Source organism: Chloroflexota bacterium, assembly GCA_026706485.1.
Lineage (GTDB): Bacteria > Chloroflexota > UBA11872 > UBA11872 > UBA11872 > JAJECS01.
This window is the reverse complement of the sequence record JAPOYR010000004.1, coordinates 135,096-158,528: the sequence shown is the minus strand read 5'-3', so window position 1 is coordinate 158,528 and position 23,433 is coordinate 135,096. Positions and strand designations below refer to the sequence as shown.

Below are 23,433 nucleotides of genomic sequence, written 5' to 3'. Positions count from 1 at the left end.
CCGCTCATACTAGACTCTGGGCGCGAACCACACCGTCCGGGAGCGAGCCATGCTCAAGGCCGCCATGATCGGGGCCGGGGGACGCGCGACGCGGGCGCACTATCCCGCGCTGGCCGACGCCGACGACGTGAGCCTCGAGGCCGTCTGCGACCTGGATCCGGAGCGCCTGGCGCACGCCGGCGACACCTACGACATCCCCCGGCGCTACATCGACCACCGCCGCATGCTCGACGAGGTCGACTGCGACGTGGTCTACGCCATCATGCAGCCCTATCACGTGTGCCAGGTGGCCGTGGACGCGCTGGACGCGGGCAAGCACGTCATGGTCGAGAAGCCGCCCGGCGCCAACTCGACCGAGGCAGCTCGCATCGCCGCGACGGCCGCCCGCAACGACCGGCTGGTTTGCGTGGCGCTGCAGCGGCGCTGGACGCCGCTGATCCGCGCCGCCAAGGCGCGCATCGAGGCTCGCGGCCCGATCCGCTTCGTCCTGGCGGGCATGCACAAGCACCCCTCACATCAGCCGCCCGAGTCGCTGCGGATCCCCGTGATGTACGACCGCGACATCCACATGATCGACTTCATCCGCTGGGTCTGCGGCGGCGAGTGGGACGAGGCGCACGCCCGCGTCGACAACGCCTACACCGAGTGGACGAACGCCACGCAGTCCGTCATCGCGTTCACGTCGGGCGCGCTGGCGGTGCACACGGCCATCGGACACGCGGGCAGCCGCTACTACCGGGTCGAGCTACACGGCAACGGCATCAGCGCCTACTTGCGCCCGCCGTCATATGGCGAAATCTTCGCCGACGGCGCCGACACCCCCGAGATTCTCGACGCCGCCAGCCTCACCGGCGACCCGCACGGGCAGCTGGACGACGGCGTGCCGGCGCTGCACCGTGACTTTCGAGACTGCATTCACGAGGGCCGGGAGCCGCTCACCAGCATCCACGACGTGGTGCACAGCATGCGGCTGCTGGAGCAGGTCGCCCGGCTCGACGCCCACGGGCAGCCGCTGGAGGATGAGTCCGAGGCGGGTTAGTCGGCCGTCTCGACGCCCTCCAGAGCCTGAAGGTAGGGGCCATAGCGGAACACGCGGTTGCGCCGGCTTTCGGTGATTTCCTCCAGCACCCCTATCCGGACCAGTCGGGCAACCAGGCGATTGGCGGCGGGATAGTTGGTCCCTGTAATTGGCGGCACATCGGCAACGGTGAGGAACGGCTGTCGGTAGAGCCGGCCGAGCACGCGATGGCCGTCGGCGGCGGCCCGACCCAGGCGCTCCGTGACCAGGGCCCGATGCTCCTCCCGCAGGGTCAGGATACGGCGCACAGTCTCCGCGGCCTCGCTGCTGACTGCGGCTGCGCCACGCAGGAAGAAGGCCAGCCAGCCTTCCCAATCGCCGCGGTCCCGCACGGCCTGCAGCCGGTCGTAGTACTCGCCGCGGTGCTGCCGGAAGAAGTGTGAGAGATAGAGCACAGGCTCCCCGAGGATTCCGCGCTGGCAGAGCAAGAACGTGATGAGCAGCCGGCCGACGCGTCCGTTCCCATCGAGAAACGGATGGATGGTTTCGAATTGCGCGTGGATCAATCCAATCTGGATCAGCACCGGTAACTCGCTGGGGCTATGGATAAACGCTTCCAGCGCGCCCAAGGCGTTCGGCACCACGCGGTGCGGCGGGGGAACGAACGTCGCTTCGTTTAGGGTGCATCCAGTGGGGCCGATCCAATTCTGCCTGCGGCGCAACTCGCCTGGTTGGAGCCGAGACCCGCGGACGCCTTCGAGCAGCCAGGCATGGATTTCGCGGATCAAGCGGACGGAAATCGGCAGCGTTTGCAATCGGTCCAGACCGTGGTTCATGGCCGTCACGTAGTTGATGACCTCGTCGACGTCGCGTGGCCGATCCGGCGAGCGGATCTGAGCCTCCGCGGCCAGCACGTCTTGCAGCGAGCTCTGCGTGCCCTCAATTTGGCTGGAGAGCACGGCCTCCTTGCGCACGTACATGAACACGAACAGGTCCGGATCGGGCAATGTCTGGATTGAGCCGTCGAGGCGGCCCAGCGCCTGGTCGGCCTGGGAGAGCAAGGCTTGAAGTCCGCCGTCCAATTGCACCGGGGGTTCCGGGGGCAGCGGGGATGGCATGAACGCCCGGTAGCCCTGCGGCTGCGCAACATACCTGCCAGCGCGCTGGCGGGCATCTGTTTCTTCGGAGTCGGAGATCTCGACTTGGGCGGCGGGGCTTTCCATATGTTCGGAAACGACAACAAGGATCGTGTGGCGATCCCATACTATCACTTCGAGAATATATGGGGAATTCCCCACTCCTTATTGTTACTACCAGTATCTATAGAGTTGCAATGCCGGCCATATTATCGGCAGCCGCACGTATGGAAGCCTTCGGCCGCCATATTGTCGCCAGCCGACACTATGGCCAGGGTCCGCCGGCGCTTGTCGGATGCCTGGCACGCGAAACTGCGGCCCTTAGTCTCCAACCCCGTCTCGCGACCGCTCCGCCTGCGGCAGGCGCAGCACAAAGAACACGCCCTGATCGGTGTCCTTGGTGGGATGGACGCCAAAGCCGAGCGAGAGCTTGAGCGCGTGATTGGCCGCCCGATCGCCGGCGCTGCGCGAGCGCACCTGCAGGCAGCCGAGGGTCGCGGCTCGCTCAATCAACTCGTTCTGCAGCGCGGTTCCCACGCCGCGGCGCCGCTGATCGTCGGCGACGCCGAAGGCCAGCACGTACGCCTCGCGCATGGGCTCGCCGCGCAGGGTCAGGCTCGCTCGGTCACTGTCGGGTCCGATTTCCTGGACGACAAAACGGAGAAACCCAACCACACGGTCAGACTTCACCGCGACCAGCGTGTGCTTGTCCAGGTGCCACTCGGCCTCATACGCGAAGTACTCGGCCTGGCCCACAGCATCGGCCAAATCGCGCGCCGCCTGCTCGCGCGAATCGCCAGGCCCGCAGTCCTCGATCACGATGCCGGTCATGTCCCACGCCAACGATGCAGGCCGGCGGCCAGCCGCCGCAACTCGAACACCGTCGCGGGTGGGGCGATATGCTAGCGGCAGGTTTGCGAGCTCTTTCAAGCACGCAAAGGAGCGTGACCGGTGCTGAGATTCGCCGAAGAGATCATGCTGCTCCTGCTCGACGACGAGGGCGGGGACTTCCTGCACGTCTCCGACTGGTCGCTGCGTTGCGCCCTGGCCGGCGCGGTGCTCATGGACCTGGCGTTGGAGAACCGCATCGACACCGACCTCAAGCAGCTCGTCCTGGTCGATGCGACGCCCGTCGGGGACGACCTGCTCGACCCGACGCTTGAAAGAATCGCCGCGGCCGACGAGACGTACGACGCCGCCCATTGGGTCCACCAGACGGCACGCGAATCCGACCAGATCCGCGACCGCGCGCTTGCTCGTCTCACGGAGCACGGCATTCTTGAGCGCCGGGACGAGAGCTTCCTGTGGGTGTTCAAGTCGCGGCGCTATCCGGCCGTGGACGGCAAAGCCGACCGCGAAGTCAAGCTGCGGATCATGGGCGTGCTGTTCAGCGACGAGATTCCCGACCCGCGCGACATTGTCATCGTCGCCCTCGCCGAGGCCTGCGGCATCTTCCAGGCGCTCCTGTCCACGCGCGAGCTGGCCACCGCGTCCGCGCGAATCGAGCAGGTGCGCAAGCTGGACCTGATCGGCCAGGCCATTTCGCAGGCCGTGTGGGACATCGAGACGTCCCTGGCCATGGCCATGCACCCGCCCATGTAGCAGCCGCCTCTCGGCGGTGGTTGGCTAGGGCGTGAAGACGCTGGTCACGGCCCCCGCGCTCGCCGACGAAACCTGCGCGGCATATTTGGCCATCACGCCGCCGGGATAGCGTGGGGGCGGCGGGGACCAGGCCGCAAGACGCTCCGCGATCTCGTCATCCGACAGCGCCACGTCCAGCCGGCGGCCCACGGGATCGAGGGTGATGCGGTCGCCGTCGCGCACGATGGCGATGGGCCCGCCGTGCGCGGCCTCCGGCGCCACGTGCCCGACCATGCGTCCGTGAGAGGCGCCCGAGAATCGTCCGTCGGTCATCAAGGCCACCGAGCCGCCCAAACCGGCTCCCTGCAGTGCGCCCGTCACCTGCAGCATCTCCCGCATACCGGGTCCGCCCACCGGTCCCTCGTAGCGAATCACCACGAAGTCGCCGGGCGCAATCTCGCCGGCCTCCAGCGCGGCGTAGCAGGCGGCCTCGCCGTCGAAGACCCGCGCCGGTCCGCTAAAGGGTGTCTGCTCTTGGCCGGAGACTTTGGCGACGCAGCCGTCCGGGGCCAGATTCCCGCGCAGAATGGCAATCCCACCGCTGGCCTTCACGGGCGTGTCGATGCTCGTGATCACCTCGCCGGCGGCGTCCGACCGCTGCGCGGCGTCGGCAATCTCCGCTACCGTGCGTCCGTCCACATTGCGCGCGTCCGCATGCAGCAGGTCGCGCGACGCCAGCTCGGCGGCAATCACGGACAGGCCGCCGGCCGCATAGACGTCCGACGCCACGAAGCGCCCGGTGGGCTTGAGGTCGGTGATGATCGGCGTGCGCTCGGCGATACGGTCGAAGTCCTCGAGTTCGAGGTCAACGCCCGCCTCATGGGCAATGGCCATGAGATGCAGCACGGCGTTGGTGGAACCGCCGGTGGCCGCCAATGAGGCGATGGCGTTCTCCATGGACGCGCGGGTGATGACGTCCCGCGGGCGCGCGTCGCGCCGCAGCAGGTCGACCGCCAGCTCGCCGGCGGCGACCGCGGCCTGGGCCTTGGCCGCGTTGGTGGCCGGCACCGCGTTGGCGCCCGCCGGGCTGATCCCCAGGAACTCCAGCGCCGTGGCCATGGTGTTGGCCGTGAACTGCCCGCCGCATGCCCCGGCGCCGGGACAGGCGGCGTCCTCAATGGCCAGCAGCTCCGCGTCGTCGATGCGCCCCGCCGCGTGGGTCCCCACACCTTCGAACACGTCCTGGATCGTGACGTCGCGTCCGCGGTGAACCCCCGGGGCGATGCTGCCGGTATAGAGCGCCAACCCCGGCAGGTTCAGCCGCGCCAGCACCATGGCGCCGGCGGGAATGGTCTTATCGCAGCCGACGAGCACCACCAACGCGTCGACGCAGTGCCCCCGCGCCGCCAGCTCGATGGAGTCGGCGATGACCTCGCGGCTCACCAGCGAGGCGCGCATGCCCTCGGTACCCATCGCCACGCCGTCGGAGACGGAAATGGTGTTGATCTCCACCGGCGTGCCGCCCGCCGCCCGCACCCCGGCCTTGACGTGCTCGGCCATCTCGCGATGGTTGAAGTTGCACGGCATGGTCTCGATCCACTGGTGCGCCACGCCGATGATGGGACGCCGCAGGTCCTCGTCGGTGAAACCGATGGCCTTGAGCATCGAGCGTGCGGGGGCGCGCGCCGGGCCCTGGGTCATGGCGGCGCTATTCGGTCGCGGCAGCGGAGGCATGGCAAGTCCTTCGAAAAGTCAGGAAAAGGGCCGCGAGCCAGTGCCCGCGACCGGTGGTGCGCTGAATCGCGCAGTCACAAATGATATACGCAACATCGAGGCCGGGTAGCGGATCACTCCGATTCCGTCATTCCCGCGGAGCCTGTCCCCGCGAAGGCGGGGAGCGGGAATCCACCCCCACGCCCACACTCGCCCGGTGTAGGGGCGCTCCTCGTGCGCGCCCGTTGCCCGGCTGAGAGACTCCTTCCCGATCGGGGTTCGGCTCCCTCTCCCACGGGGAGAGGGCCGGGGTGAGGGGATTCCGACCATCGCCGCCCACGCCGACCGGCCCGCCCGGTCAGTCCTGGTGGAACAGCTCCTCCAGCATCTCCAGCGGAACCAGGCCCGAGCTCATGTCCACGTCCAGGATGTCCGTGTGCAGCTCCTGCCAGCGCAGCTGGGACTCCGACTTCGCCAGGTACGCCGTCGCCGCGTCCCAGTCGTCGCACTCCAGCAGACCGATGGCGTGGTGGCCGAAGAGCACGATGGTGTAGTTGCGAATGCCCGCAACGGTATTCTCGGCCAGCAATTCGGGCCACACGTTGGCGTGGGTCTCCCGGTAGGCGTCGATCTTGTCGGGCTTGATCGGCAGGGCGAAAGCGATGCGCGGCATGACGTTCTCCAGCACTGGATACATGGCCGCTAGCAGCATGCGCCGCCGCCGGTGACTCGTCCACACACCTTCAGCGGAAACCGGCTGGACCGCGCCGAGCGCGAGCGGCGCGACCCGGCCTGGATCGCGCGGCGCGAGCGGGACCCCGCCAGCGTCTTCCTGCCGTTACGCCGCCTGAACGTCCTGGTGCGCGAAACCACCGCCACGCGCTTGGACTGGCGCCCGGGCCGCTGGCTGGCCGAGATGCGGGTGGACGGGCCGCGCTATCTGCTGGGGATCTCCGGCGGTGTGGCCCACTTCGCGGTGGATGTGTCGGACCATCCCGAAGACATCGACCAGGACCGCGAGCAGCGGTTCGCCGAGCTGCGCGAGGCCGCAGGTCTGCTCCCGGCATCCGAGGCCGGCATCGCCGCTCAGGCCAGGGCCAACGTGGACTGGCACGCGCGCCATCGGTTCTGCGGCGCGTGCGGCCATCCCACCGCCCCGCAGCGCGGCGGTCAGTCACGCAAGTGCGGGCACTGCGGTGCGGAGCACTTCCCCCGCACCGACCCGGTGGTGATCGTCGTCGTCGCCGACGGCGACCGCTGCCTCCTGGGCCAGTCCCACGGCCGGCTGTCGAGCCAGCGCATGTTTTCGGCGCTAGCCGGGTTCATGGACCAGGGGGAGTCCATCGAGGAAGCCGTCCGGCGCGAGGTCGCCGAGGAAGCCGGAATCCAAGTAGGCGCGGTGCGCTACCACTCGTCGCAACCCTGGCCGTTTCCCTCGTCGCTCATGATCGGCTGCCACGCCGACGCGCTCACGACCGACCTCCGCCCCGACGACGTGGAGATGCAAGCCGTCCGCTGGTTCGACCGGTCCCAGGTGCTCAGCGCCCTCGCCGGCGCCGATCCCGACCTCCGCGTCCCCGGCGAGTTCGCCATCGCCCACCACCTCATCCGCGCCTGGGCGGAGGGTGAGGTCTAACTGGCGCGGGCGCCTCCCCAAGTGTCCACCGGCGGTCGAGCAAACTCGTGGACGACGTCATGGTATCGACCATCTTCCTGATCTAGAATATGACCATGATTCGGATCAATATTGCCGAGGCCAAGGCGCATCTCTCGCGCTATTTGGGCCGCGTGGAGCGGGGTGAGACGATCCTGCTTTGCCGGCGCAACGTGCCGGTGGCCGAGATTCGTCCGTTGCCCAAGCCGCCACGCAAGCTCCGGCCCGTGGGTATCGACCGCGGGATGACCGTCCCGTCCAGCTTCTTCGAGCCTCTCCCGCCGGAGCTCATTGCCGCGTTTCACGGAGACGCTGACCCGGCGTGAAGCTGCTGCTGGATACCTGCACCTTCTTATGGCTGGCAGCTGACGACCCCAAACTGAGCCAAGTGGCGCGGGCAAGCTGCCGCAACCCCGCCAACGAGGTCTATCTGAGCTCGCTCTCGGCCTGGGAAATCGCCATCAAGCATCGGCTTGGACGTTTGCCGCTGCCGGAGCCGCCAACTCGCTATGTCCCCAGCCGACGCCAATGGCTCCAGGTCGAGCCGCTGCCGTTCGAGGAGGTCGCGGCCTCGCACGACGTGCTATTGCCGGCGCTGCACACGGACCCCTTCGACCGCGGTCTGGTCTCCCAGGCCATTCTCAACCACATGACCATCGTGACGCCCGACCCGTCCATCGCCCAATACCCGGCGCCCGTCCTCTGGTAGCGCCGAAGTTGCCACTTCCTACCGGGCATTCCGGCACCTTTCCAGCCGCCGTCAACCCAGCGAAGTCGACCACCGAGCTGCGTCGCCCAGGAGCTGCGCTCCTGGATCATTAGTCTTGGCAGCCGCCGGCAGTCGGCCATGACCCGAAAATCGCCGCGTCACGTGTGATCGGACGGCCGCTGGCGACTGGAAGATTCACCACTACGATTCGCAACGGTAGAACCGTACCCCGTACTATTGGCCCACGGTCCCAGACTCCAACGGCGGAGTAGTCATATGGGCGGCATTCTGCGCGGTCGGCTGATTCTCCTGATCCTGATTCTCAGCGTCGCCGCGGCGGCGCTCGCCTGCGGCGACACCGACCAGCCGCCACCCGTTGAAACAATCGTCACCGTCACGGTCGAAGTCCCGGTCGAGGTCGAAAAAGTCGTCGAAGTCGAGAAGATCGTGGAGGTCGAGCGCATCGTCGAGGCCACCCCGACCCCGGCGCCGACCGAGGCCCCGGCCCCCACCGGTCCGGCCATCTACAAGATGGGGCTGTTCGAGGACCCGATCTCGCGCAACGTCTGGAACTACCTGGGCGGACCGGCCGGGTCGGTCTGGACCGGTTACGTGATCGGCGGCTACGCCACGCAACTCTACGGCTATTCCGCGCAGCGGTTCGACTGGGTCCCGGTGGCCGCGGACGGCTTTCCAACGGCATTGTCCCAGGAGACCATCGACGGCACCGAGTATTGGACGACCGAGGTCACGCTCAAGCAGGGCGTGACCTGGAGCGACGGCGAGGAGCTGACGGCGGACGACTTCGTCTTCACGGTCAACACCGTCATGGACCTGCAACTCGGCGGCAACTGGGCCCAACTGGTGGACACCGCGTTCGTCGACCGGGCGGAAGCGCTCGACAGCCATCGGCTGAAGATCTATTTCAAGTCCACCGACGCCGACGGCAATCCGCAGACGCCCGGCCTCAGCGTGTGGCAGTTCGGCCTGGCATTCATGCCGATTCTTCCGGAGCACTACTGGGCGCCCGTGGTGGAGCAGGCCAAGCAGGCCGGCACGATGCCCCAGCAGATCGAAGCCCTATTCGCGCACGTGCCCGACGGCGAGCCCACCGCCGGCGGTCTGGCCTTTCGCCAGTGGGAGCCGGGCGCCTTCTTCGAGAACGAGACCGTGTCGAGTCATTTCCAGATGGGCGCCGTCGTCACGGAGTTCGCCAACGGCGCCTACCGGGAGACCAACGAACGCCTCGGCTACACCGAGGTCGCGTACGGCGAGGCTACCGGCGACACGGTTCTTGAGCTCGAGGTCGGTCCGCACTTTGAGACCGAGATCTTCAGCATCTACGGCAACCAGGACTCGGCGATCCTCGCCCTGACCACGGGCGATATCGACTTCCTCTTCAACCCGCTGGGTCTGGAGAAGGGCTTCCTGGACCGTGTCCGCCAGGCGCCCGACCTCGAAGTCGTGACCAATCTCGACAACGGCGTCTTCTACCTGGGCTTCAACACCCGCAAGGGCCCCATGTCCTTCAGGGAATTCCGGCAAGCCGTCGCGACCATGATCGACAAGGAATTCGTCGCGCAGTCAATTCTTCAGGACGCCGCGATTCCCATGTACGCCATGGTTCCCGAGGGCAACGCCTTCTGGCACAACGACGCCACGTCCAAGATCGGCCAGGGGCTGAGCCTGGGCGAGCGGATCGCGCAGGCAGTCGAGCTGCTGAAGAGCGCCGGGTTCACCTACGAGCAGGAGCCGGAGGTCGGCGAGGACGGCGATTTCGTGTCCACGCCCGGCCGGGGCCTGCGCATGCCCGACGGCTCGGAGATTCCACCGCTCGAGCTGATCGCGCCGAGCGCCGGCTACGACCCCCTGCGGTCCACCTTCGCCATCTGGATCGAGCGCTGGCTCACCGACCTGGGCATTCCGGTGCGGGCGCAGTTGGTCGGATTCAACGTTCTCGTCGACCGGCTCTTCAGCGAGACGGTGGCCGAAGACCTCGACATGTGGATCCTCGGCTGGGGCTTCAGCATCTTCCCCAACTACCTGGAGAACATCTTCCACAGCCGCCACGCCCCCGAGAACGAGGAGGGCGGCTACAACTGGGGCGGCTACGGCAACCCCGAATACGATGCCCTGGCCTTTGCCCTGCTGTCCGAGACCACCATCGAGGGCGCGCGGGAATTGGTTTACCAGATGCAGGAGCTGCTTGCCGACGACTTGCCCTATGTGCCGCTGTTCACCACGCCGAAGATCGACGTGTTCCGACCCTCGCGGGTCGAATATCCCTACACCTCGGTGCTCGGCGGCATGGCGCAGCAACAGGGGCTGCAACACGTCGTGCTGATCAAGTAGCGCTTGACCGCGCGAACCAGGCGGGCTGCATGGGCGTAGTCACGGCGTCTGCAGCCGATTCGCGATTTCGCGGGTGAGTTGAATGGCGTCGTATCTCCTGCGTCGCACCGTCCAAATCCTCCTCACCCTCTTCGTCTTTCTGACCATCGTGTTCTTTCTGGTGAGCGCTCAGCCCGGCGACATCACCCGCCTGTACTCCATGGACCCCAGCCTCCCGCCGGAGACCCGCGCGAACCTCCAGGAGCTCTTCGGCGTCAACGAGCCGCTGTGGAAGCAGTACCTGGTCCATCTCAAGAACACGGTCACCGGCAACTTCGGCGTTTCGTTCAGCCTCTATCCGAGAACCGTTGGCGACGTGATCCTGGAGCGTCTGCCGCGCACGCTGGTGCTGTTCGCGACAGCGACTGTGATTTCCTTCTACCTCGGGTTCGCGCTGGGCAAGATCATCGCCTGGCGCCGCGGCGGATGGGTCGAATACACCTCGACCCTCGGCGGCGTCTCGCTGTACACGGTGTTCACGCCCTGGTTTGGCCTGATGATGATCTGGCTGTTCGCCTTCAAGGCCGGCTGGCTGCCGATCGGCAAGTTCCTGGACCCGGTGGTGTGGCGCGATGCGCCGACCGACTCGAACACAATCTTCAATCTCATGCTGGCCACCGCCGCGATCCTGACTGTGGTGGCGTTTGCGATGGCTGTGGCGACCAAGAAGAAGCGCCTCGCCAAGGCGCCACTCATTCAGGCGGGGACCGTCACCGCGGCTGCCGTGGCTGTGATCGGCGTGTGGTTGGCGTCGGGCGTCGGATATCTGGCCTTGGACCTCGTCAAGCACATGATCCTGCCCATCGCCACGCTCACGCTGATCAGCTTCGCCGGAACCATGCTCCTGACCCGCAACAGCATGCTGGAGGTCATTCGCGAGGACCACGTGATGGTGGCCCGGGCCAAGGGATTGCCCGAAAAGGTCGTGCGTGACAAGCACGTCGCCCGCAACGCCCTGCTGCCGGTGGTGACCAGCTTCGTCTTCAGCCTCGCCTTCGCCATCGACGGCGGCGTCATCATCGAATCCATCTTCTCCTGGCCCGGCATGGGACAGACGCTCGTGTCGGCCACGGTGAGCGAAGACCTGCCGCTCGCCGTGGGCGCCTTCGTCTTTGTCGGCATCTTCGTGCTCGTGGCGCACCTGGCGGCCGATGTCCTCTACGCCTACCTCGACCCGCGAGTCCGCCACCGATGAGGCTCGACCTCGCGCGCGTTGCCTCCACGCTGGCGCTGTGGCACATGCGCCTGGCGCTGGCGGGCCGAAGCCTCAAGCAGAACTGGTCGCTATTCCTGGGCACGCGCATCGGCCTCTTGGGCCTGGCGATCATCCTCTTCTACCTGCTGCTCGCCGCGGCGCATCCGATCCTGATGCACACCATCTGGGACGAGCGCACCTACGATCCGATCATTGGCTACGCCTTCGACGAGCCCGTCCAGCCCGCGCCGCCGAGCCTGCGCCATCCGCTCGGCACCGACCCGCTGGGCCGCGACATCCTCAGCCAGCTCATGTTCAGCACGCGGTCCGAGTTCCTGCTGGGATTGCTCGCGGCGCTCATGACCGTGTGCATCGGCACGATGGTTGGCGCCATCGCCGCCTACTACGGCGGCTGGGTGGACACGCTGCTGATGCGCCTGGCCGACATCATGATCATGATGCCGGCGATCAGCATTCTCATCGTGTTGAGCGCCCTGTTCGAGGTCGGGCACCTGGAGTTGGCCATCCTCATCGGCCTGCTCTCGGGATTCGGCGGCACCGGCGTCGTGCTCAAGTCCCAGGCGCTGTCCGTCGTCGTCAAGCCCTACATCGACGCCGCCAGGGCCGCGGGAGGCGGAACGCTGCACATCCTGCTCGTCCACGTTGTCCCCAACCTGCTGCCGCTCTCCTTCCTTTACATGATGTTCACCGTCACCAGCGCCATCTTTTCGGAAGCCGTGCTGAGCTTCCTGGGACTGCTGGACGTGCGCATGAGCTGGGGCCTGATGATCCACACCACCGAATCCGCCGGCTATCTTCTGCAAGTCGGCGAGTACTGGTGGCTCATATTCCCGGCCAGCTTGTCCATCACCCTCCTGTGCTCGTCGTTCTACCTGCTCGGTCGCTCGCTGGACGAAGTCGTCAACCCGCGGCTGCGACGGCTATGAGCGGCCTCGCGCGCATTGGCCGCCGACGCTTCCTCCGGGCGCTATCCGCCGGAGGCGCGGCCGCGGTCCTGACCGCGTGCGGCGATACGAGCGAGCCCGAGGAAACGCCGGCTGCCGTGCCGGTCGCGGATGAAGCCACGAAGCCACAGGCCTCCGCGTGGTTCAAGGACACGACGCCGTTCGTGGTCCACGACGACGGCAAGAGCCTGGAAACCCGCCTGGAAAACATGGATGGGCTGATCACGCCCCACCGCTTCTTCTTCGTCCGCAACAACTCCGTCAGTCTTGAGGTGGACCCGGCTACGTGGCAGCTCTCGATCGAAGGCGACGCCGTTTCCAACCCCCGGACGTTCACCTACGACGACATCCGCGCGCTGCCGAGCCGCACGCTCGTCTGCTACCTGGAATGCGCCGGCAATCACCGCGCCATGTTCGGCTTGGTGCAGGGACGGCAGGCCAAGGGCACCCAGTGGATGACCGGGGGCGTGAGCAACGGCGAATGGGTGGGCGTGCCGATGCGCGAGGTGCTCACCCAGGCCGGGATCACCGATGACGCGGTCAGCGTGCTTCTCATTGGACTGGACGCCGAGTCGCCCGAGCAGGGGTTTCGCCGCGTCCTGCCCGTGGCCAAGGCGCTGCACCCGGACACCCTGCTGGCGTATTCGCTGAACGGCGAGGACCTCCCGCGCGACCACGGCTATCCCCTGCGCGCACTCGTCCCCGGCTGGGTCGGCAGCAGCAATGTCAAATGGCTGGGCCGCATCGTCGTCTCGAAGGAGCGCCTCTGGACGCGCAACAACACCACGTCCTACGTGCTCATCGGCGACGACTACGCGCCCGAGGGCCAGGCGCTCGGCAAGGTCGCCACGACCCAGGTCATCAAGAGCGCGCTGGCGCTGCATTGGCCGGCGACCCTGACCGCCCAACGGCACCGGATTCACGGCTACGCCCACTCGCCCCACGGCGCGATTCGCCGCGTCGAGTGGAGCCTCGATTCCGGCGCCACATGGCATGAAGCCGCGGTCCTCGAGCCGCAGGTGCAGTACTCCTGGGCGCGGTTCGAGTTCGAGTGGGACGCGCGTCCGGGCGGCTACACCATCATGACCCGCGCCACCGACACCGCAGGCAACACCCAGCCGGACCGGATCCCCTTCAACGAAAAGGGCTATCTCTTCAATCAGCCGGTGCCTCATCCGGTCAGCGTCACCTAGCGAAGAATCATGGAGACCCACCCGCAGCCGTCGGCCACTGAGCCAGCGACAAGCGTCGCCACCCCAGACCCGGTCCTCGCCGTGGAGGACCTCACCATGTACTACGCGACGCGAGCCGGCGACGTGCGCGCCGTCGATGGGATTTCGTTCGCCGTCCAGCGCGGGGAATCCGTCGGGCTGGTGGGCGAGTCCGGCTGCGGCAAGTCGTCGATCGCCATGGCGCTGCTCAAGCTCTTGCCCGAAAACGCCCGCCTCATCCGGGGCAAGATCCTGCTCAACGGCGCCGACCTCGCCCCGCTCTCCGACGACGAGATGCGGGCGCACCGCTGGAACCACATCGCCATGGTGTTCCAGGCGGCCATGAACGCGCTCAATCCCGTCTACCGGGTCGGCGACCAGATCATCGAGGCCCTGGACGCGCACATCCGGTCGACCCCCGAGATCTCCATGGAGCGCGTGCGCGAGCTCTTCGACCTGGTGAGCCTCGACCCGAGCTTCATTCCGCGCTATCCGCACGAGTACAGCGGCGGCATGAAGCAACGCGCCGGCATCGCCATGGCCCTGGCCTGCGAGCCGGACCTCCTGATCGCGGACGAGCCGACCACGGCGCTCGACGTCATCGTGCAGGACCGCATTCTCAAGGAGCTGCGGAAGGTCCAAGAGGCTCTGAACATGAGCCTGATCTATATCTCGCACGACATGGCCGTCATCGCCGAAGTCAGCCACGCCGTGGGCGTGATGTATGCCGGCCGGATCGTGGAGTGGGGCGAGACGGTAGATGTGTTTCACCGCCCCATCCATCCCTACACGCAAACCCTGATGTCCGCCTTTCCCAGCGTCACCGGACCCAAGCACAAGCTGGGAATGCTCACCGGCGAGCCTCCCAACCTGCTCGCCCCTCCTCCCGGCTGCCGCTTCCACCCGCGCTGTCCCTACGCCACCGATGTCTGCCGCTCGGAAGAGCCGCCAACGGTGCGCTCCGGCTCCCACTGGGCCGCCTGCTGGCACCCCCTCGACGGAGCGGCCGTCTGATGGCCACCGCAACGTCCGTCGGGACCAAGCCTTTGGTCAAGGTCGAGGGCCTTCAGAAGCGCTTTCCGGTCTCCACCGGTCTCTTCGAGCGCAGCCACAGCTTCGTCCACGCCGTGGACGGCGTCTCCTTCGAGCTGGCGCGCGGCGAAAGCTTCGGCCTCGTCGGCGAGTCCGGCTGCGGCAAGACGACCACGGGCCGCCTGCTGGTGCGGCTCGCCGAGCCAAGCGACGGGCGGGTGCTTTTCGACGAGAGCAGCGACGCGCCAACCGACATCACCCATCTCGCCGGCGCGGACCTCAAGGCCTTTCGTCGCCGGGCCCAAATGATCTTTCAGGACCCCTACGAGTCGCTCAACCCGCGCCGCACGATCTTCGACACCGTCGCCGAGCCGCTCAAGGTCCAAAACGCCTGCGGGCCGCACGAGTGCCTCGATCGCGTCTCCCGCATGCTGGAGATGGTCGGGCTCACCCCGCCCGCGGCCTACCTGTTCCGCTATCCCCACGAGCTGTCCGGCGGGCAGCGGCAGCGCGCCGCCATTGCCCGGGCGCTGGTCATCGAGCCGATCTTCGTCGTCGCCGACGAGCCCACCTCGATGCTCGACGTCTCGATCCGAACCGGCGTAATGCAACTCATGCAGAGCCTGGCCGACCGCCTGGGCATCAGCTATCTCTACATCACCCACGACCTGGCCGTGGCCCGCTACATGTGCTCCCGCATCGCCGTGATGTACCTCGGCAAGATCGTCGAGATGGGCGACACCGAGGCCGTGCTCCAGCAGCCCAAGCATCCCTACACCCAGGCGCTGCTGTCCGCCGTGCCGATCCCCGACCCCACCGTCACCCGCGCCCCGGTCCAAATCGCGGGCGGCGTCTCCAGGCCCGTGGACCCGCCGCCCCGTTGCCGCTTCTACGACCGCTGCCCCATCGCCGACCAGTTCTGCCGCGACAACGACCACCCGCCGCTCGAGGACAAGGGCTCCGGCCAGCTGGCGGCTTGCTACAAGGCGTAGGCCGCCGTTTTCGCGGGAGCTCGCGAACAGCTTGCCTATCCACCACTGTCATTCCGAAGCTCGGCGAGGAATCTAAGGGGCAGGCGGCTAGGCACAGTTGTGGCGGACGTGTCACGGCGCCTCGGCACGCGGTCGGGAGCCCGTCCTTGGCGATCGGAGTTGACAGACTGTAAACCATGGTTCACAGTCCATGTGCGCTGGGAATCGTCGGCGGCACAACATCGAACGCGCCAAACGCCTGGCGCTGGAGTGGAAGTGACCCATGGCTGAGATCTTCACTCGGTGGGATGTAACCGAACACCTGCAAACCAAAGAGGACGCCCGGCACTACCTCGAAGCCTGCGCCGAAGAGGATCCAGGCGACGGCAGCCTTATCCGAGCCGCACTCAACGACATCGCCCGCGCCCAAAACATGAGCCGCCTTGCTCGGGAAATCGGCATGACGCGCGAGGGGCTCTACAAGGCGCTGTCAGAGGGCGGCAATCCGTCCTTCGCCACCGTCATGCGCATCACCCGCGCATTGGGGATGCACCTGCAGATTACCGTCTAGCAGCCCGGCCTGCCGATGCCTGCGACGTCAACCTCGTTCACGACCACTAGCAGGACGAACATATGCCCATGAAAAAACCGCCCCACCCGGGACTGTCGGTGCGGTTCGACTGCCTTGAGCCGCTCGAAGACTAAGGCTCAGGCCAGTTGGTGACTCGCTCCAAGCCCAAGTATGCCCCTTTAAGACCAATATGACATCATGGTCATTTTGGTGGACGGCCCCGGCGGGAGGCGCAGTGTGACTAGACGGGTGAGCGTGGCACGAGCCAAGGCCGACCTGTCGGCATTGATGGCGGCCGTCGCGTACCAGGGACAGCACGTCGTGATCGAGCGCCGCGGCAAGCCCATGGCCGCGTTGGTGAGCGTTGACGACCTCGACCGGATCGAGCGGGAGCAGGCGACCGCGGCGCGGCCTCGGGGAGCGCTGGCCCTCGTGAGAGCCTGGGAAGACGTGGGCGACTCCGAGATCGACGCGATGGTCGTCGACATCTACGCCGCGCGGGAGCAAGACACCGGACGCGACGTGATGCTCACGGATTGATGTACCTCCTCGACACTGACGTTCTGAGCAATCTCCTCAAGCGCTCGCCCTCGATAACCCTGATTGCAAGTCTGGCCGCCGTGCCGCCGGAGCAGCAGTTCACCTCCAGCATCACGCTCGGCGAGTTGATCTACGGCGCGCAACGACGGGGGCCAGAAGGGGATGTCTTGCTGCGTCGGATCGAAGCCGTGCTCCTGCCGGAGCTGCCGGTGCTGCCCTTCGACGCCGCCGCCGCGAGGCGTTATGGCGTATTGCGAGCCGAGTTGGAGCGGTGCGGAACGCCCTTGGGCGATGCCGATCTACGCATCGCCGCCATCGCACTCGAGCGCGGTCTGAGCGTCGTCACCGGCAACTTGCGGCACTTCCAGCGAGTTCCGGGCCTGCCCGTCGAGAATTGGCTCTAGTCGAGAGCTTTCTGTTGGTGCCGGCGCCGGAGGGTCAACGGTAGACCCGGTCCCGTCCTGCGACCCTCAAGACCCGAACGCGCAACACCGGATCTTGGATGTCGCAGATCACGCCGCATCGCCCGATCCGATAGCGCCACAACCCGCCTATCGGTCCTGTAGATGCCTTGCCGCCCCGCCGCGGGTCGTCGCGGACCGTCACGAGTTCGTCCATGTACTCGACCACGCGACGCGCCATGCGCCGATCGAGCTTCCGAAGTTCCCTCAGCGCCGTGTCGGTGTAGTCAACCGTCCAGGGCAAGGTCGGCCTTCACGTCAGCCGCTGAGTGCAGCCCTTCCCGCCCTTTGCGCACGCGCTCGAGCACGTCGGCGGCTAGGTAGTAGTCCTCGAGATCATCGATGCCGCCTTCAATCAGCTCGCGCAGGTAGAAGGCCTTCGAACGCCCGGTTTGCGTGGCGAGGAAGCGCAGCCGCTCTTCGGTTTCGGGCGACAGGCGGATCGAGGTCGCCAATAGAAAGGCATTCCTGAATATAATGAATACAAGTAGCCATAGTATCGCAGCCAGCAGGACCAACATGAGAGATGTGGAAGCCGACGATGATGCGAGCCGGATCGCGCACGGCCCCCGGGGTGGCGGGGGCAACGAAGTCCACGACGAGACTACGGACACGGTGTAGCTCTACCGAGAGGCCTGAGGCGCGGCGTGTTCCCGCGCTAGCCCGCGGCGAAACCGCCGGCGGAGGAGGTGGGATTCGAACCCACGACCGAGGGGAGCACCCCCGGTAACCGCTTAGCAGGCGGCCGCACTAGACCAACTATGCGACTCCTCCAGGCGTTGGTGACGCGGAGACAGGATCTGGCGGAGGGGGTGGGATTCGAACCCACGAGGCGGTTGCCCGCCTAGTGGTTTTCAAGACCACCTCCTTAAGCCACTCGGACACCCCTCCAGCTTTACTGAAGTATAGCCCGGCCCGATCGGCGCGGGCCCGACGACGGCCGGTCACCGCCTTCGGCGCAACGCGTGTCCCGCGTCTCTTTCGTCACTTGACGCCGTTCACCGCCGGCGGGCACCGCCTCGCTATCCTGGCGCCGCGCTAACGGCGGCCCGGCAGGTGGCGAGGAGGAGCGACGTGTGCAGCCGGGTTTCCCCATCCTGTGGCTGCGACGGTCCGCCGGACGCGGCGCTGCGGCGTGGGGCGGCGCTCTTCAATCAACGAGAGTTCTATGCCCAGCATGAGGTGCTCGAAGACGCCTGGCGGGCCGAATCCAGACCCGTGCGCGACTTGTACCGCGGAATCTTGCAGGTTGGCGTCGGGTGCTATCACCTCTCGCGCGGGAACCATCGCGGCGCCTGCAACCTGCTGCGCTACGGCTTGGCGCGCCTGGAGCCGTTCGAGCCGAGGTGCATGGGGGTGGACGTGACGGCGCTGCGGAGTGACGCGGCGCGTGCGCTGGCGGTGCTCGAAGCGCTGGGACCGGACCGGCTGAAAGACTTCAAGGAGCGTCTGCTCCCGCGAGTGGCTTTTGTCGAGTCGACGTCTGCCTGAGAGCTGACGGATCCACTGCCGCGATCCACGGCGCCGCGTACGATGGCGCACCAAGGGCGTCGCCGCGATGTTCAGTCGAGGCTCCAGGCCGCGGGCGGCGCTGAACCGGGAGCCGCCAACAGAACGCAGGGGGACCAAATGGCGGGGGCACTGGCCATCACCGGCGCCGGACGGGGCATCGGTCGAGCGATCGCGTTGCGCATGGCGCGCGAGGGCTGGGCCGTCGCGGTGTCCGATATCAACGGCGACAGCGCCGCCGCCGTGGCCGCCGAGATCGAGCAGGCCGGCGTTCGCGCACGCGGAGACGCGCTCGACGTCACCGACCCCGACGCCGTCTCGGCCTGGGTGAACGAGGTGGACGCCGACTTGGGCGGACTTACCGGCGCGGTGGCGAACGCCGGCATCATCACCATCCAGCCGCTGCTGGAGGTCGCGCCCGAGGAGTGGCGCCGGATCATGGCGGTCAATCTCGACGGCGCATTCTTTTTCAGTCAGGCCGCCGGACGGGTCATGGCGCCGCGGGGTCGCGGCAGCATCGTCATCATCTCCTCGGCGTCGTCCCGCCGCCCATCGCTCTGGCTGGGGCCATACAGCACTAGCAAGACCGCCCTCCACGGGCTCACGCGCAACCTGGCCCTGGAGCTGAGCGAGCACCAGGTCCGAGTCAATGCCATCAGCCCCGGTCTCGTCGATACCGACATGTGGGAGAAGATCGACCGCGAGAGAGGCGGTCGCCAGGGCCGGGAAGCCGGCGAGGTGTTCGCCGAGATGATCAAGATGGTCCCCTTGGGCCGCGCGCAGGTACCCGAGGATGTGGCCACCGCCGCCGCATTCCTGCTGTCCGAGGAAACCGCGTACATCACCGGGCAAAACATCAGCTACGACGGCGGCTTCCAGATGCCCTGAGTCGGTCGCGCGCAGACGGCGATCGCTGGGACATGGCTCCTCGCGCGGTACCGCGACCCAGGCGCCGCCGTCCGACAGCCGCAGCGCAGCGCTCGGCGCGGCGTCAAACTCACCGGAAGATCGCCCGGAAACAGAAGGTGCCGTTGCTATACTCGGGTCCCAGACGACTTTTCTTCGATTCCGAAGTAATAGAGGTGCGCGCTTGACCACAACCGACGACGCGCCGGCCGCCGGCGCCGTCGCGGAGACTATGCCGCCGGACGACATGCCGGCGCTTGAGTCCATGGAAGCCTTGCTGGAAGAGGCAAGCGCGCAGCTGCCCAGTATTGGCCGCGGCGACGTCCTCGAGGGGGTCGTCGTCGGCATCGAGCCCGACGAGATCCTGGTGGACATCGGCCTCAAGGCCGAGGGCTTCGTGCCCGAGCGCGAGCAGTGGGACAACCGGCTCGAGGAGCCTCGCCCGACCTATTCGCTGGGCGAAACGGTGCTCGTCTACGTGGTGCAGCCAGAGGGCGACGGGCGCGCCATGCTCTCCTTCCGCCGCGCCGAGCAGGAGAAGGTCTGGCGCGCCACCGAGGAGCTCTTCGAAAAGGGCGAAATCATAGACGCGACCATTCTCGAATACAACAAGGGCGGCGTGCTGGTGGACGTGGGGCCGCGCGGCTTCGTGCCGCTGTCGCAGCTCACCAGCTTGCGGCGCGGCGCCAGCGACGAGACCGAAGACGAGCTGGCCGCGCGGCTGGCGGAGCTTGTGGGCCGCAAGATCAACGTCAAGATCATCGAGCTTGACCGTCGCCGCAATCGCCTGATCCTCTCCGAGCGCGTCGCGGAGCGCGAGGTCCGCTCGCGCCGCCGCGAGGTGTTGCTGGACGAGCTGCAGGTCGGGCAGGTGCGGCAGGGCATCGTGAGCAACATTTGCAGCTTCGGCGCCTTCGTTGACCTGGGCGGCGCGGACGGTTTGGCCCACATCTCCGAGCTCTCCTGGAGCCGGGTGGAAAGCCCCGAGGAGATTCTGAAGCCGGGCCAGGAGATCGAGGTCTACGTGCTGTCCCTCGACCGCGAGGACAAGAAGATCGCCCTCAGCCTGCGCCGGGCGACCAAGGACCCATGGCAGTCGCTGGAGTCCAAGTACGGCGTCAATGAAATCGTCGAGGGCGAGGTGACCAAGCTGGCGCCGTTTGGGGCCTTCGTGCGGCTCACCGACGGCATCGAAGGGCTGGCCCACGCCTCCGATCTCGGCGACGCGGCGCTCGATTCGATGCGCGAAGGCGACTTCGGCAAGTTCCAGATCCTGAGCATCGACGCCGGCCGGCGGCGAATCCGGTTGTCACCCTTACCCACCGAGGTCGCCGATAGTGCGACAATGGAGGCGTAGGCCACCGCCCACGGCTGATACCGGGGCCGCTGCAGGGGATGTCAGGTGAACGACCGCCTGAATAAGTTCACCGAGCGGGCGAAGAAAGTCTTGGTCTTCGCCCAAGACGAGGCGACTCGGTTCAATCACAACTACATCGGCACCGAGCATTTGCTGCTCGGGCTGGTGCGCGAGGGCGAGGGCATCGCCGCGCAGGTGCTCACCAACCTGGGCGTCGAGCTGAACAAGGTGCGCAATGCCGTGGAGTTCATCATCGGCCGCGGCGAGCGCATGGTCGTCGGCGACATCAGCCTCACGCCGCGCGCCAAGCGGGTCATCGAGCTCTCCATCGAGGAAGCGCGGCGGCTCGGGCACAACTACATCGGCACCGAGCATCTGCTGCTGGGCCTGGTGCGCGAGGGCGAGGGCATCGCCGCCGGCGTGCTCGAGAGCCTGGGCGTGAACCTCGAGAAGGTGCGGGCCCAGGTCGTCCAGCTCGTCAGCCAGAGCTCGACCGAGCGCGGCCGCGGCGAAGCCAAGAAGAGCGGCTCCAAGACGCCCGTCGCCGATCAGATGGGCATCGACCTCACCGCGGCGGCCCGCGCCGGAAAATTGGACCCAGTGATCGGGCGCCACGACGAGGTCGAGCGCGTGATCCAGATTCTCAGCCGCCGCACCAAGAACAATCCGGCGCTGATTGGCGACCCCGGCGTGGGCAAGACGGCCATTGTCGAGGGCCTGGCGCAGCGCATCGTCTCGGGCGACGTGCCCGAGTCGCTCCGCGGCCGGCGGCTGCTCACGCTCGACATGGGCGCGCTCGTCGCCGGCACCAAGTATCGCGGCGAGTTCGAAGAGCGGCTCAAGAAGGTCATCGACGAGCTCAAGTCGGCCAGCGACTGCGCCCTGTTCATCGACGAGTTGCACACCGTGGTCGGCGCGGGTGCGGCCGAAGGCGCGGTCGACGCCGCCAATATCCTCAAACCGTCCCTGGCGCGCGGCGAGCTGCAGGTCATCGGCGCCACCACCCTCGACGAGTATCGCAAATACGTGGAGCGCGACTCGGCGCTCGAACGCCGCTTCCAACCCGTCACCGTGCGCGAGCCGTCAATCGACGAGACCATCGACATCTTGACCGGCGTGCGCCCGCGCTATGAAGAGCACCACCGGGTCCAGATCACGGACGACGCGGTCAAGGCCGCCGCCGAGCTGGCCGGCCGCTACGTCACCGACCGCTTCCTCCCCGACAAGGCCATCGACGTGATGGACGAGGCGGCGGCCAAGGTCAAGATTCGCCACGGCATGCCGCCGCGCGCCGTGCGCGAGTTGGAAGCGAAGCTCGAGCAGATCACCAACGACAAGGCGCGCACAATCAACGAGCAGCGCTTCGAAGACGCCAACGAGCTGCGGCAACACGAGCAGCAACTGCGCATCGAGCTGAACGAAGCGCGGCAGTCCTGGACCTCCGAGCAGGGCGAAGGACCGCCGCACGTCGGCGAAGACGAGGTGAGCCAGGTCGTCGCCATGTGGACCGGCATTCCGGTCACCCGCATTCGCCAGGAGGAATCCGAGCGGCTGCTGCACATGGAAGACGTGCTCGCGCGCCGCATCGTCAGCCAGCAGGAGCCGATCCACGCCGTCGCCAGCGCCGTGCGCCGCGCGCGCGCCGGGCTCAAGGACCCGCAGCGGCCCATTGGCGCCTTCATGTTCCTCGGCCCAACCGGCGTCGGCAAAACCCTGCTGGCCCGCGCGCTGGCCGAGTTCATGTTCGGCAGCGAGGACGCCCTCATCCGCATCGACATGTCGGAGTACATGGAGCGCCACGCGGTTTCGCGCCTTGTGGGCGCGCCGCCCGGCTACGTGGGCTACGAGGAGGGCGGCCAGCTCACCGAGGCCGTCCGCCGCCGGTCCTACGCGGTGATCCTGCTCGACGAGGTCGAGAAGGCGCACCCCGAGGTGTTCAACATCCTGCTGCAGCTCATGGACGACGGGCGCTTGACCGACGCCAAGGGCCGCACGGTCGATTTCCGCAACACCATCATCATCATGACCTCAAACGTTGGCGCGCAGCACATCAAGCGCGGCGCGGCGCTCGGCTTCCACTTCGACGAAGGCGAGCAAGCCGACGAGGCTCGCTACAAGAACATGCGGGCCAAGGTGCTGGGCGAGCTGCGCAAGCTCTTCCGGCCCGAGTTCCTCAACCGCGTCGACGGCACCGTGGTTTTCCACGCGCTGACCCGCACCGATGTCGAGGCCATCGTGGATCTCGAGTTGGGCCGAGTGCGCCTGCAGTTGAGCGAGCACGAACTGGAGTTGGAAGTCACGTCGGAGGCCAAGTCGCTGCTGGCCGAGAAAGGCTACGACCCGGACTTCGGCGCCCGCCCGCTGCGACGCGTGATCCAGAATCTCATCGAGGATCCGTTGGCCGAGGAGTTGCTCCGCGGCGCCTTCGCCACCGGCTCCAAGGTGATCGTGGACCGTGCCGGCGACGAGCTCGACATCTCCACCCGAGCCCCTGTCAGCGCCTAGTCTGGTCC

Annotated in this window: 24 protein-coding genes and 2 tRNA genes; 18 read left to right on the top strand and 8 right to left on the bottom strand. The window is 67.0% G+C overall.

What is annotated here, in order from left to right:
• The first annotated feature begins 49 nt into the window (after positions 1-49).
• Entirely contained in the window at positions 50-1,039 is a 990-nt protein-coding gene (locus OXG79_03280) for a Gfo/Idh/MocA family oxidoreductase (GenBank protein ID MCY3782790.1), read from the top strand.
• Here OXG79_03280 and OXG79_03275 read toward each other — a convergent pair.
• Positions 1,036-2,136: a Fic family protein gene (locus OXG79_03275; GenBank protein MCY3782789.1), complete on the bottom strand. Its 1,101-nt coding sequence runs from the start codon at positions 2,134-2,136 to the stop codon at positions 1,036-1,038. The genes OXG79_03280 and OXG79_03275 overlap by 4 nt on opposite strands.
• A gap of 339 nt (positions 2,137-2,475) precedes the next feature.
• Entirely contained in the window at positions 2,476-2,985 is a 510-nt protein-coding gene (locus tag OXG79_03270; GenBank protein ID MCY3782788.1) for a GNAT family N-acetyltransferase, read from the bottom strand.
• 120 nt (positions 2,986-3,105) lie between these two features.
• Here OXG79_03270 and OXG79_03265 point away from each other — a divergent pair, with 120 nt between their 5' ends.
• A complete protein-coding gene (locus OXG79_03265) occupies positions 3,106-3,756 on the top strand; it encodes a GPP34 family phosphoprotein (GenBank protein MCY3782787.1) in 651 nt (216 codons plus the stop codon).
• A 24-nt stretch (positions 3,757-3,780) separates the two neighbouring features.
• Here OXG79_03265 and ilvD read toward each other — a convergent pair whose 3' ends face one another.
• Together ilvD and OXG79_03255 are read right to left on the bottom strand one after the other, a co-directional pair.
• Positions 3,781-5,469 carry a dihydroxy-acid dehydratase gene (ilvD, locus tag OXG79_03260; protein ID MCY3782786.1) on the bottom strand — a complete coding sequence of 563 codons (1,689 nt, stop codon included), beginning with the start codon at positions 5,467-5,469 and terminating at the stop codon, positions 3,781-3,783.
• Positions 5,470-5,806: 337 nt separating this feature from the next.
• Positions 5,807-6,160, bottom strand: coding sequence for an L-rhamnose mutarotase (locus OXG79_03255; GenBank protein ID MCY3782785.1), 354 nt, complete (start codon positions 6,158-6,160; stop codon positions 5,807-5,809).
• Between the two features lie 12 nt (positions 6,161-6,172).
• On the opposite strand from OXG79_03255, the gene nudC reads away from it, so the two are divergent.
• The 12 genes from nudC to OXG79_03195 all read left to right on the top strand — a co-directional run bounded on the left by nudC (position 6,173) and on the right by OXG79_03195 (position 17,091).
• Complete coding sequence (gene nudC / locus OXG79_03250; protein MCY3782784.1) at positions 6,173-7,084, top strand: NAD(+) diphosphatase; 912 nt, start codon at positions 6,173-6,175, stop codon at positions 7,082-7,084.
• Positions 7,085-7,179: 95 nt separating this feature from the next.
• Positions 7,180-7,428 (top strand): type II toxin-antitoxin system prevent-host-death family antitoxin, encoded by a 249-nt coding sequence (locus OXG79_03245; protein MCY3782783.1) that lies wholly within the window; start codon positions 7,180-7,182, stop codon positions 7,426-7,428.
• Positions 7,425-7,811: a type II toxin-antitoxin system VapC family toxin gene (locus OXG79_03240; GenBank protein ID MCY3782782.1), complete on the top strand. Its 387-nt coding sequence runs from the start codon at positions 7,425-7,427 to the stop codon at positions 7,809-7,811. The genes OXG79_03245 and OXG79_03240 overlap by 4 nt, the downstream gene beginning before the upstream one ends.
• A gap of 276 nt (positions 7,812-8,087) precedes the next feature.
• Positions 8,088-10,163, top strand: a complete 2,076-nt coding sequence (locus OXG79_03235; protein MCY3782781.1) for an ABC transporter substrate-binding protein — start codon at positions 8,088-8,090, stop codon at positions 10,161-10,163.
• An 82-nt stretch (positions 10,164-10,245) separates the two neighbouring features.
• A complete protein-coding gene (locus OXG79_03230) occupies positions 10,246-11,397 on the top strand; it encodes an ABC transporter permease (protein ID MCY3782780.1) in 1,152 nt (383 codons plus the stop codon).
• A complete protein-coding gene (locus OXG79_03225; GenBank protein MCY3782779.1) occupies positions 11,394-12,344 on the top strand; it encodes an ABC transporter permease in 951 nt (316 codons plus the stop codon). Before OXG79_03230 ends, OXG79_03225 begins: the two co-directional genes overlap by 4 nt.
• Positions 12,341-13,555, top strand: coding sequence for a sulfite oxidase (locus OXG79_03220; GenBank protein ID MCY3782778.1), 1,215 nt, complete (start codon positions 12,341-12,343; stop codon positions 13,553-13,555). Before OXG79_03225 ends, OXG79_03220 begins: the two co-directional genes overlap by 4 nt.
• Before the next feature lie 96 nt (positions 13,556-13,651).
• Positions 13,652-14,587, top strand: a complete 936-nt coding sequence (locus OXG79_03215; GenBank protein MCY3782777.1) for an ABC transporter ATP-binding protein — start codon at positions 13,652-13,654, stop codon at positions 14,585-14,587.
• Positions 14,587-15,597 carry an ABC transporter ATP-binding protein gene (locus OXG79_03210; GenBank protein ID MCY3782776.1) on the top strand — a complete coding sequence of 337 codons (1,011 nt, stop codon included), beginning with the start codon at positions 14,587-14,589 and terminating at the stop codon, positions 15,595-15,597. Before OXG79_03215 ends, OXG79_03210 begins: the two co-directional genes overlap by 1 nt.
• A gap of 262 nt (positions 15,598-15,859) precedes the next feature.
• Positions 15,860-16,147, top strand: a complete 288-nt coding sequence (locus OXG79_03205; GenBank protein MCY3782775.1) for a putative addiction module antidote protein — start codon at positions 15,860-15,862, stop codon at positions 16,145-16,147.
• Positions 16,148-16,396: 249 nt separating this feature from the next.
• Positions 16,397-16,687, top strand: a complete 291-nt coding sequence (locus tag OXG79_03200; protein ID MCY3782774.1) for a type II toxin-antitoxin system Phd/YefM family antitoxin — start codon at positions 16,397-16,399, stop codon at positions 16,685-16,687.
• Positions 16,687-17,091 carry a PIN domain-containing protein gene (locus OXG79_03195; GenBank protein MCY3782773.1) on the top strand — a complete coding sequence of 135 codons (405 nt, stop codon included), beginning with the start codon at positions 16,687-16,689 and terminating at the stop codon, positions 17,089-17,091. Before OXG79_03200 ends, OXG79_03195 begins: the two co-directional genes overlap by 1 nt.
• A 34-nt stretch (positions 17,092-17,125) precedes the next feature.
• Here OXG79_03195 and OXG79_03190 read toward each other — a convergent pair whose 3' ends face one another.
• The 4 genes from OXG79_03190 to OXG79_03175 all read right to left on the bottom strand — a co-directional run bounded on the left by OXG79_03190 (position 17,126) and on the right by OXG79_03175 (position 18,039).
• Positions 17,126-17,392, bottom strand: a complete 267-nt coding sequence (locus OXG79_03190) for a type II toxin-antitoxin system RelE/ParE family toxin (GenBank protein ID MCY3782772.1) — start codon at positions 17,390-17,392, stop codon at positions 17,126-17,128.
• Positions 17,376-17,603, bottom strand: coding sequence for a CopG family transcriptional regulator (locus OXG79_03185; GenBank protein MCY3782771.1), 228 nt, complete (start codon positions 17,601-17,603; stop codon positions 17,376-17,378). Before OXG79_03185 ends, OXG79_03190 begins: the two co-directional genes overlap by 17 nt.
• Before the next feature lie 226 nt (positions 17,604-17,829).
• Positions 17,830-17,922 (bottom strand) — tRNA-Ser (locus OXG79_03180).
• 27 nt (positions 17,923-17,949) lie between these two features.
• Positions 17,950-18,039: transfer RNA gene (locus tag OXG79_03175), tRNA-Ser, on the bottom strand.
• 183 nt (positions 18,040-18,222) lie between these two features.
• Here OXG79_03175 and OXG79_03170 point away from each other — a divergent pair.
• The 4 genes from OXG79_03170 (at position 18,223) to OXG79_03155 (ending at position 23,425) form a co-directional block, all read left to right on the top strand.
• The gene (locus OXG79_03170) at positions 18,223-18,639 is read left to right on the top strand and encodes a DUF309 domain-containing protein (GenBank protein MCY3782770.1); all 417 of its coding nucleotides are present in this window, start codon (positions 18,223-18,225) and stop codon (positions 18,637-18,639) included.
• A gap of 138 nt (positions 18,640-18,777) precedes the next feature.
• Positions 18,778-19,545, top strand: coding sequence for an SDR family oxidoreductase (locus tag OXG79_03165; protein MCY3782769.1), 768 nt, complete (start codon positions 18,778-18,780; stop codon positions 19,543-19,545).
• A gap of 202 nt (positions 19,546-19,747) precedes the next feature.
• Entirely contained in the window at positions 19,748-20,920 is a 1,173-nt protein-coding gene (locus tag OXG79_03160; protein ID MCY3782768.1) for a S1 RNA-binding domain-containing protein, read from the top strand.
• 45 nt (positions 20,921-20,965) lie between these two features.
• A complete protein-coding gene (locus OXG79_03155; GenBank protein MCY3782767.1) occupies positions 20,966-23,425 on the top strand; it encodes an ATP-dependent Clp protease ATP-binding subunit in 2,460 nt (819 codons plus the stop codon).
• Positions 23,426-23,433 lie beyond the last annotated feature (8 nt).

Excerpts from the sequence above, each read along its gene's own strand:
- OXG79_03215 (MCY3782777.1), top strand. The coding sequence starts at position 13,652 with ATGTACTACGCGACGCGAGCCGGCGACGTGCGCGCCGTCGATGGGATT.
- OXG79_03245 (MCY3782783.1), top strand. The coding sequence starts at position 7,180 with ATGATTCGGATCAATATTGCCGAGGCCAAGGCGCATCTCTCGCGCTAT.
- OXG79_03230 (MCY3782780.1), top strand. The coding sequence starts at position 10,246 with ATGGCGTCGTATCTCCTGCGTCGCACCGTCCAAATCCTCCTCACCCTC.
- ilvD (MCY3782786.1), bottom strand. The coding sequence starts at position 5,469 with ATGCCTCCGCTGCCGCGACCGAATAGCGCCGCCATGACCCAGGGCCCG.
- OXG79_03235 (MCY3782781.1), top strand. The coding sequence starts at position 8,088 with ATGGGCGGCATTCTGCGCGGTCGGCTGATTCTCCTGATCCTGATTCTC.
- OXG79_03205 (MCY3782775.1), top strand. The coding sequence starts at position 15,860 with ATGGCTGAGATCTTCACTCGGTGGGATGTAACCGAACACCTGCAAACC.
- OXG79_03220 (MCY3782778.1), top strand. The coding sequence starts at position 12,341 with ATGAGCGGCCTCGCGCGCATTGGCCGCCGACGCTTCCTCCGGGCGCTA.
- OXG79_03165 (MCY3782769.1), top strand. The coding sequence starts at position 18,778 with ATGGCGGGGGCACTGGCCATCACCGGCGCCGGACGGGGCATCGGTCGA.
- OXG79_03255 (MCY3782785.1), bottom strand. The coding sequence starts at position 6,160 with ATGCTGCTAGCGGCCATGTATCCAGTGCTGGAGAACGTCATGCCGCGC.
- OXG79_03280 (MCY3782790.1), top strand. The coding sequence starts at position 50 with ATGCTCAAGGCCGCCATGATCGGGGCCGGGGGACGCGCGACGCGGGCG.
- OXG79_03275 (MCY3782789.1), bottom strand. The coding sequence starts at position 2,136 with ATGCCATCCCCGCTGCCCCCGGAACCCCCGGTGCAATTGGACGGCGGA.
- OXG79_03195 (MCY3782773.1), top strand. The coding sequence starts at position 16,687 with ATGTACCTCCTCGACACTGACGTTCTGAGCAATCTCCTCAAGCGCTCG.
- OXG79_03210 (MCY3782776.1), top strand. The coding sequence starts at position 14,587 with ATGGCCACCGCAACGTCCGTCGGGACCAAGCCTTTGGTCAAGGTCGAG.
- OXG79_03225 (MCY3782779.1), top strand. The coding sequence starts at position 11,394 with ATGAGGCTCGACCTCGCGCGCGTTGCCTCCACGCTGGCGCTGTGGCAC.
- OXG79_03270 (MCY3782788.1), bottom strand. The coding sequence starts at position 2,985 with ATGACCGGCATCGTGATCGAGGACTGCGGGCCTGGCGATTCGCGCGAG.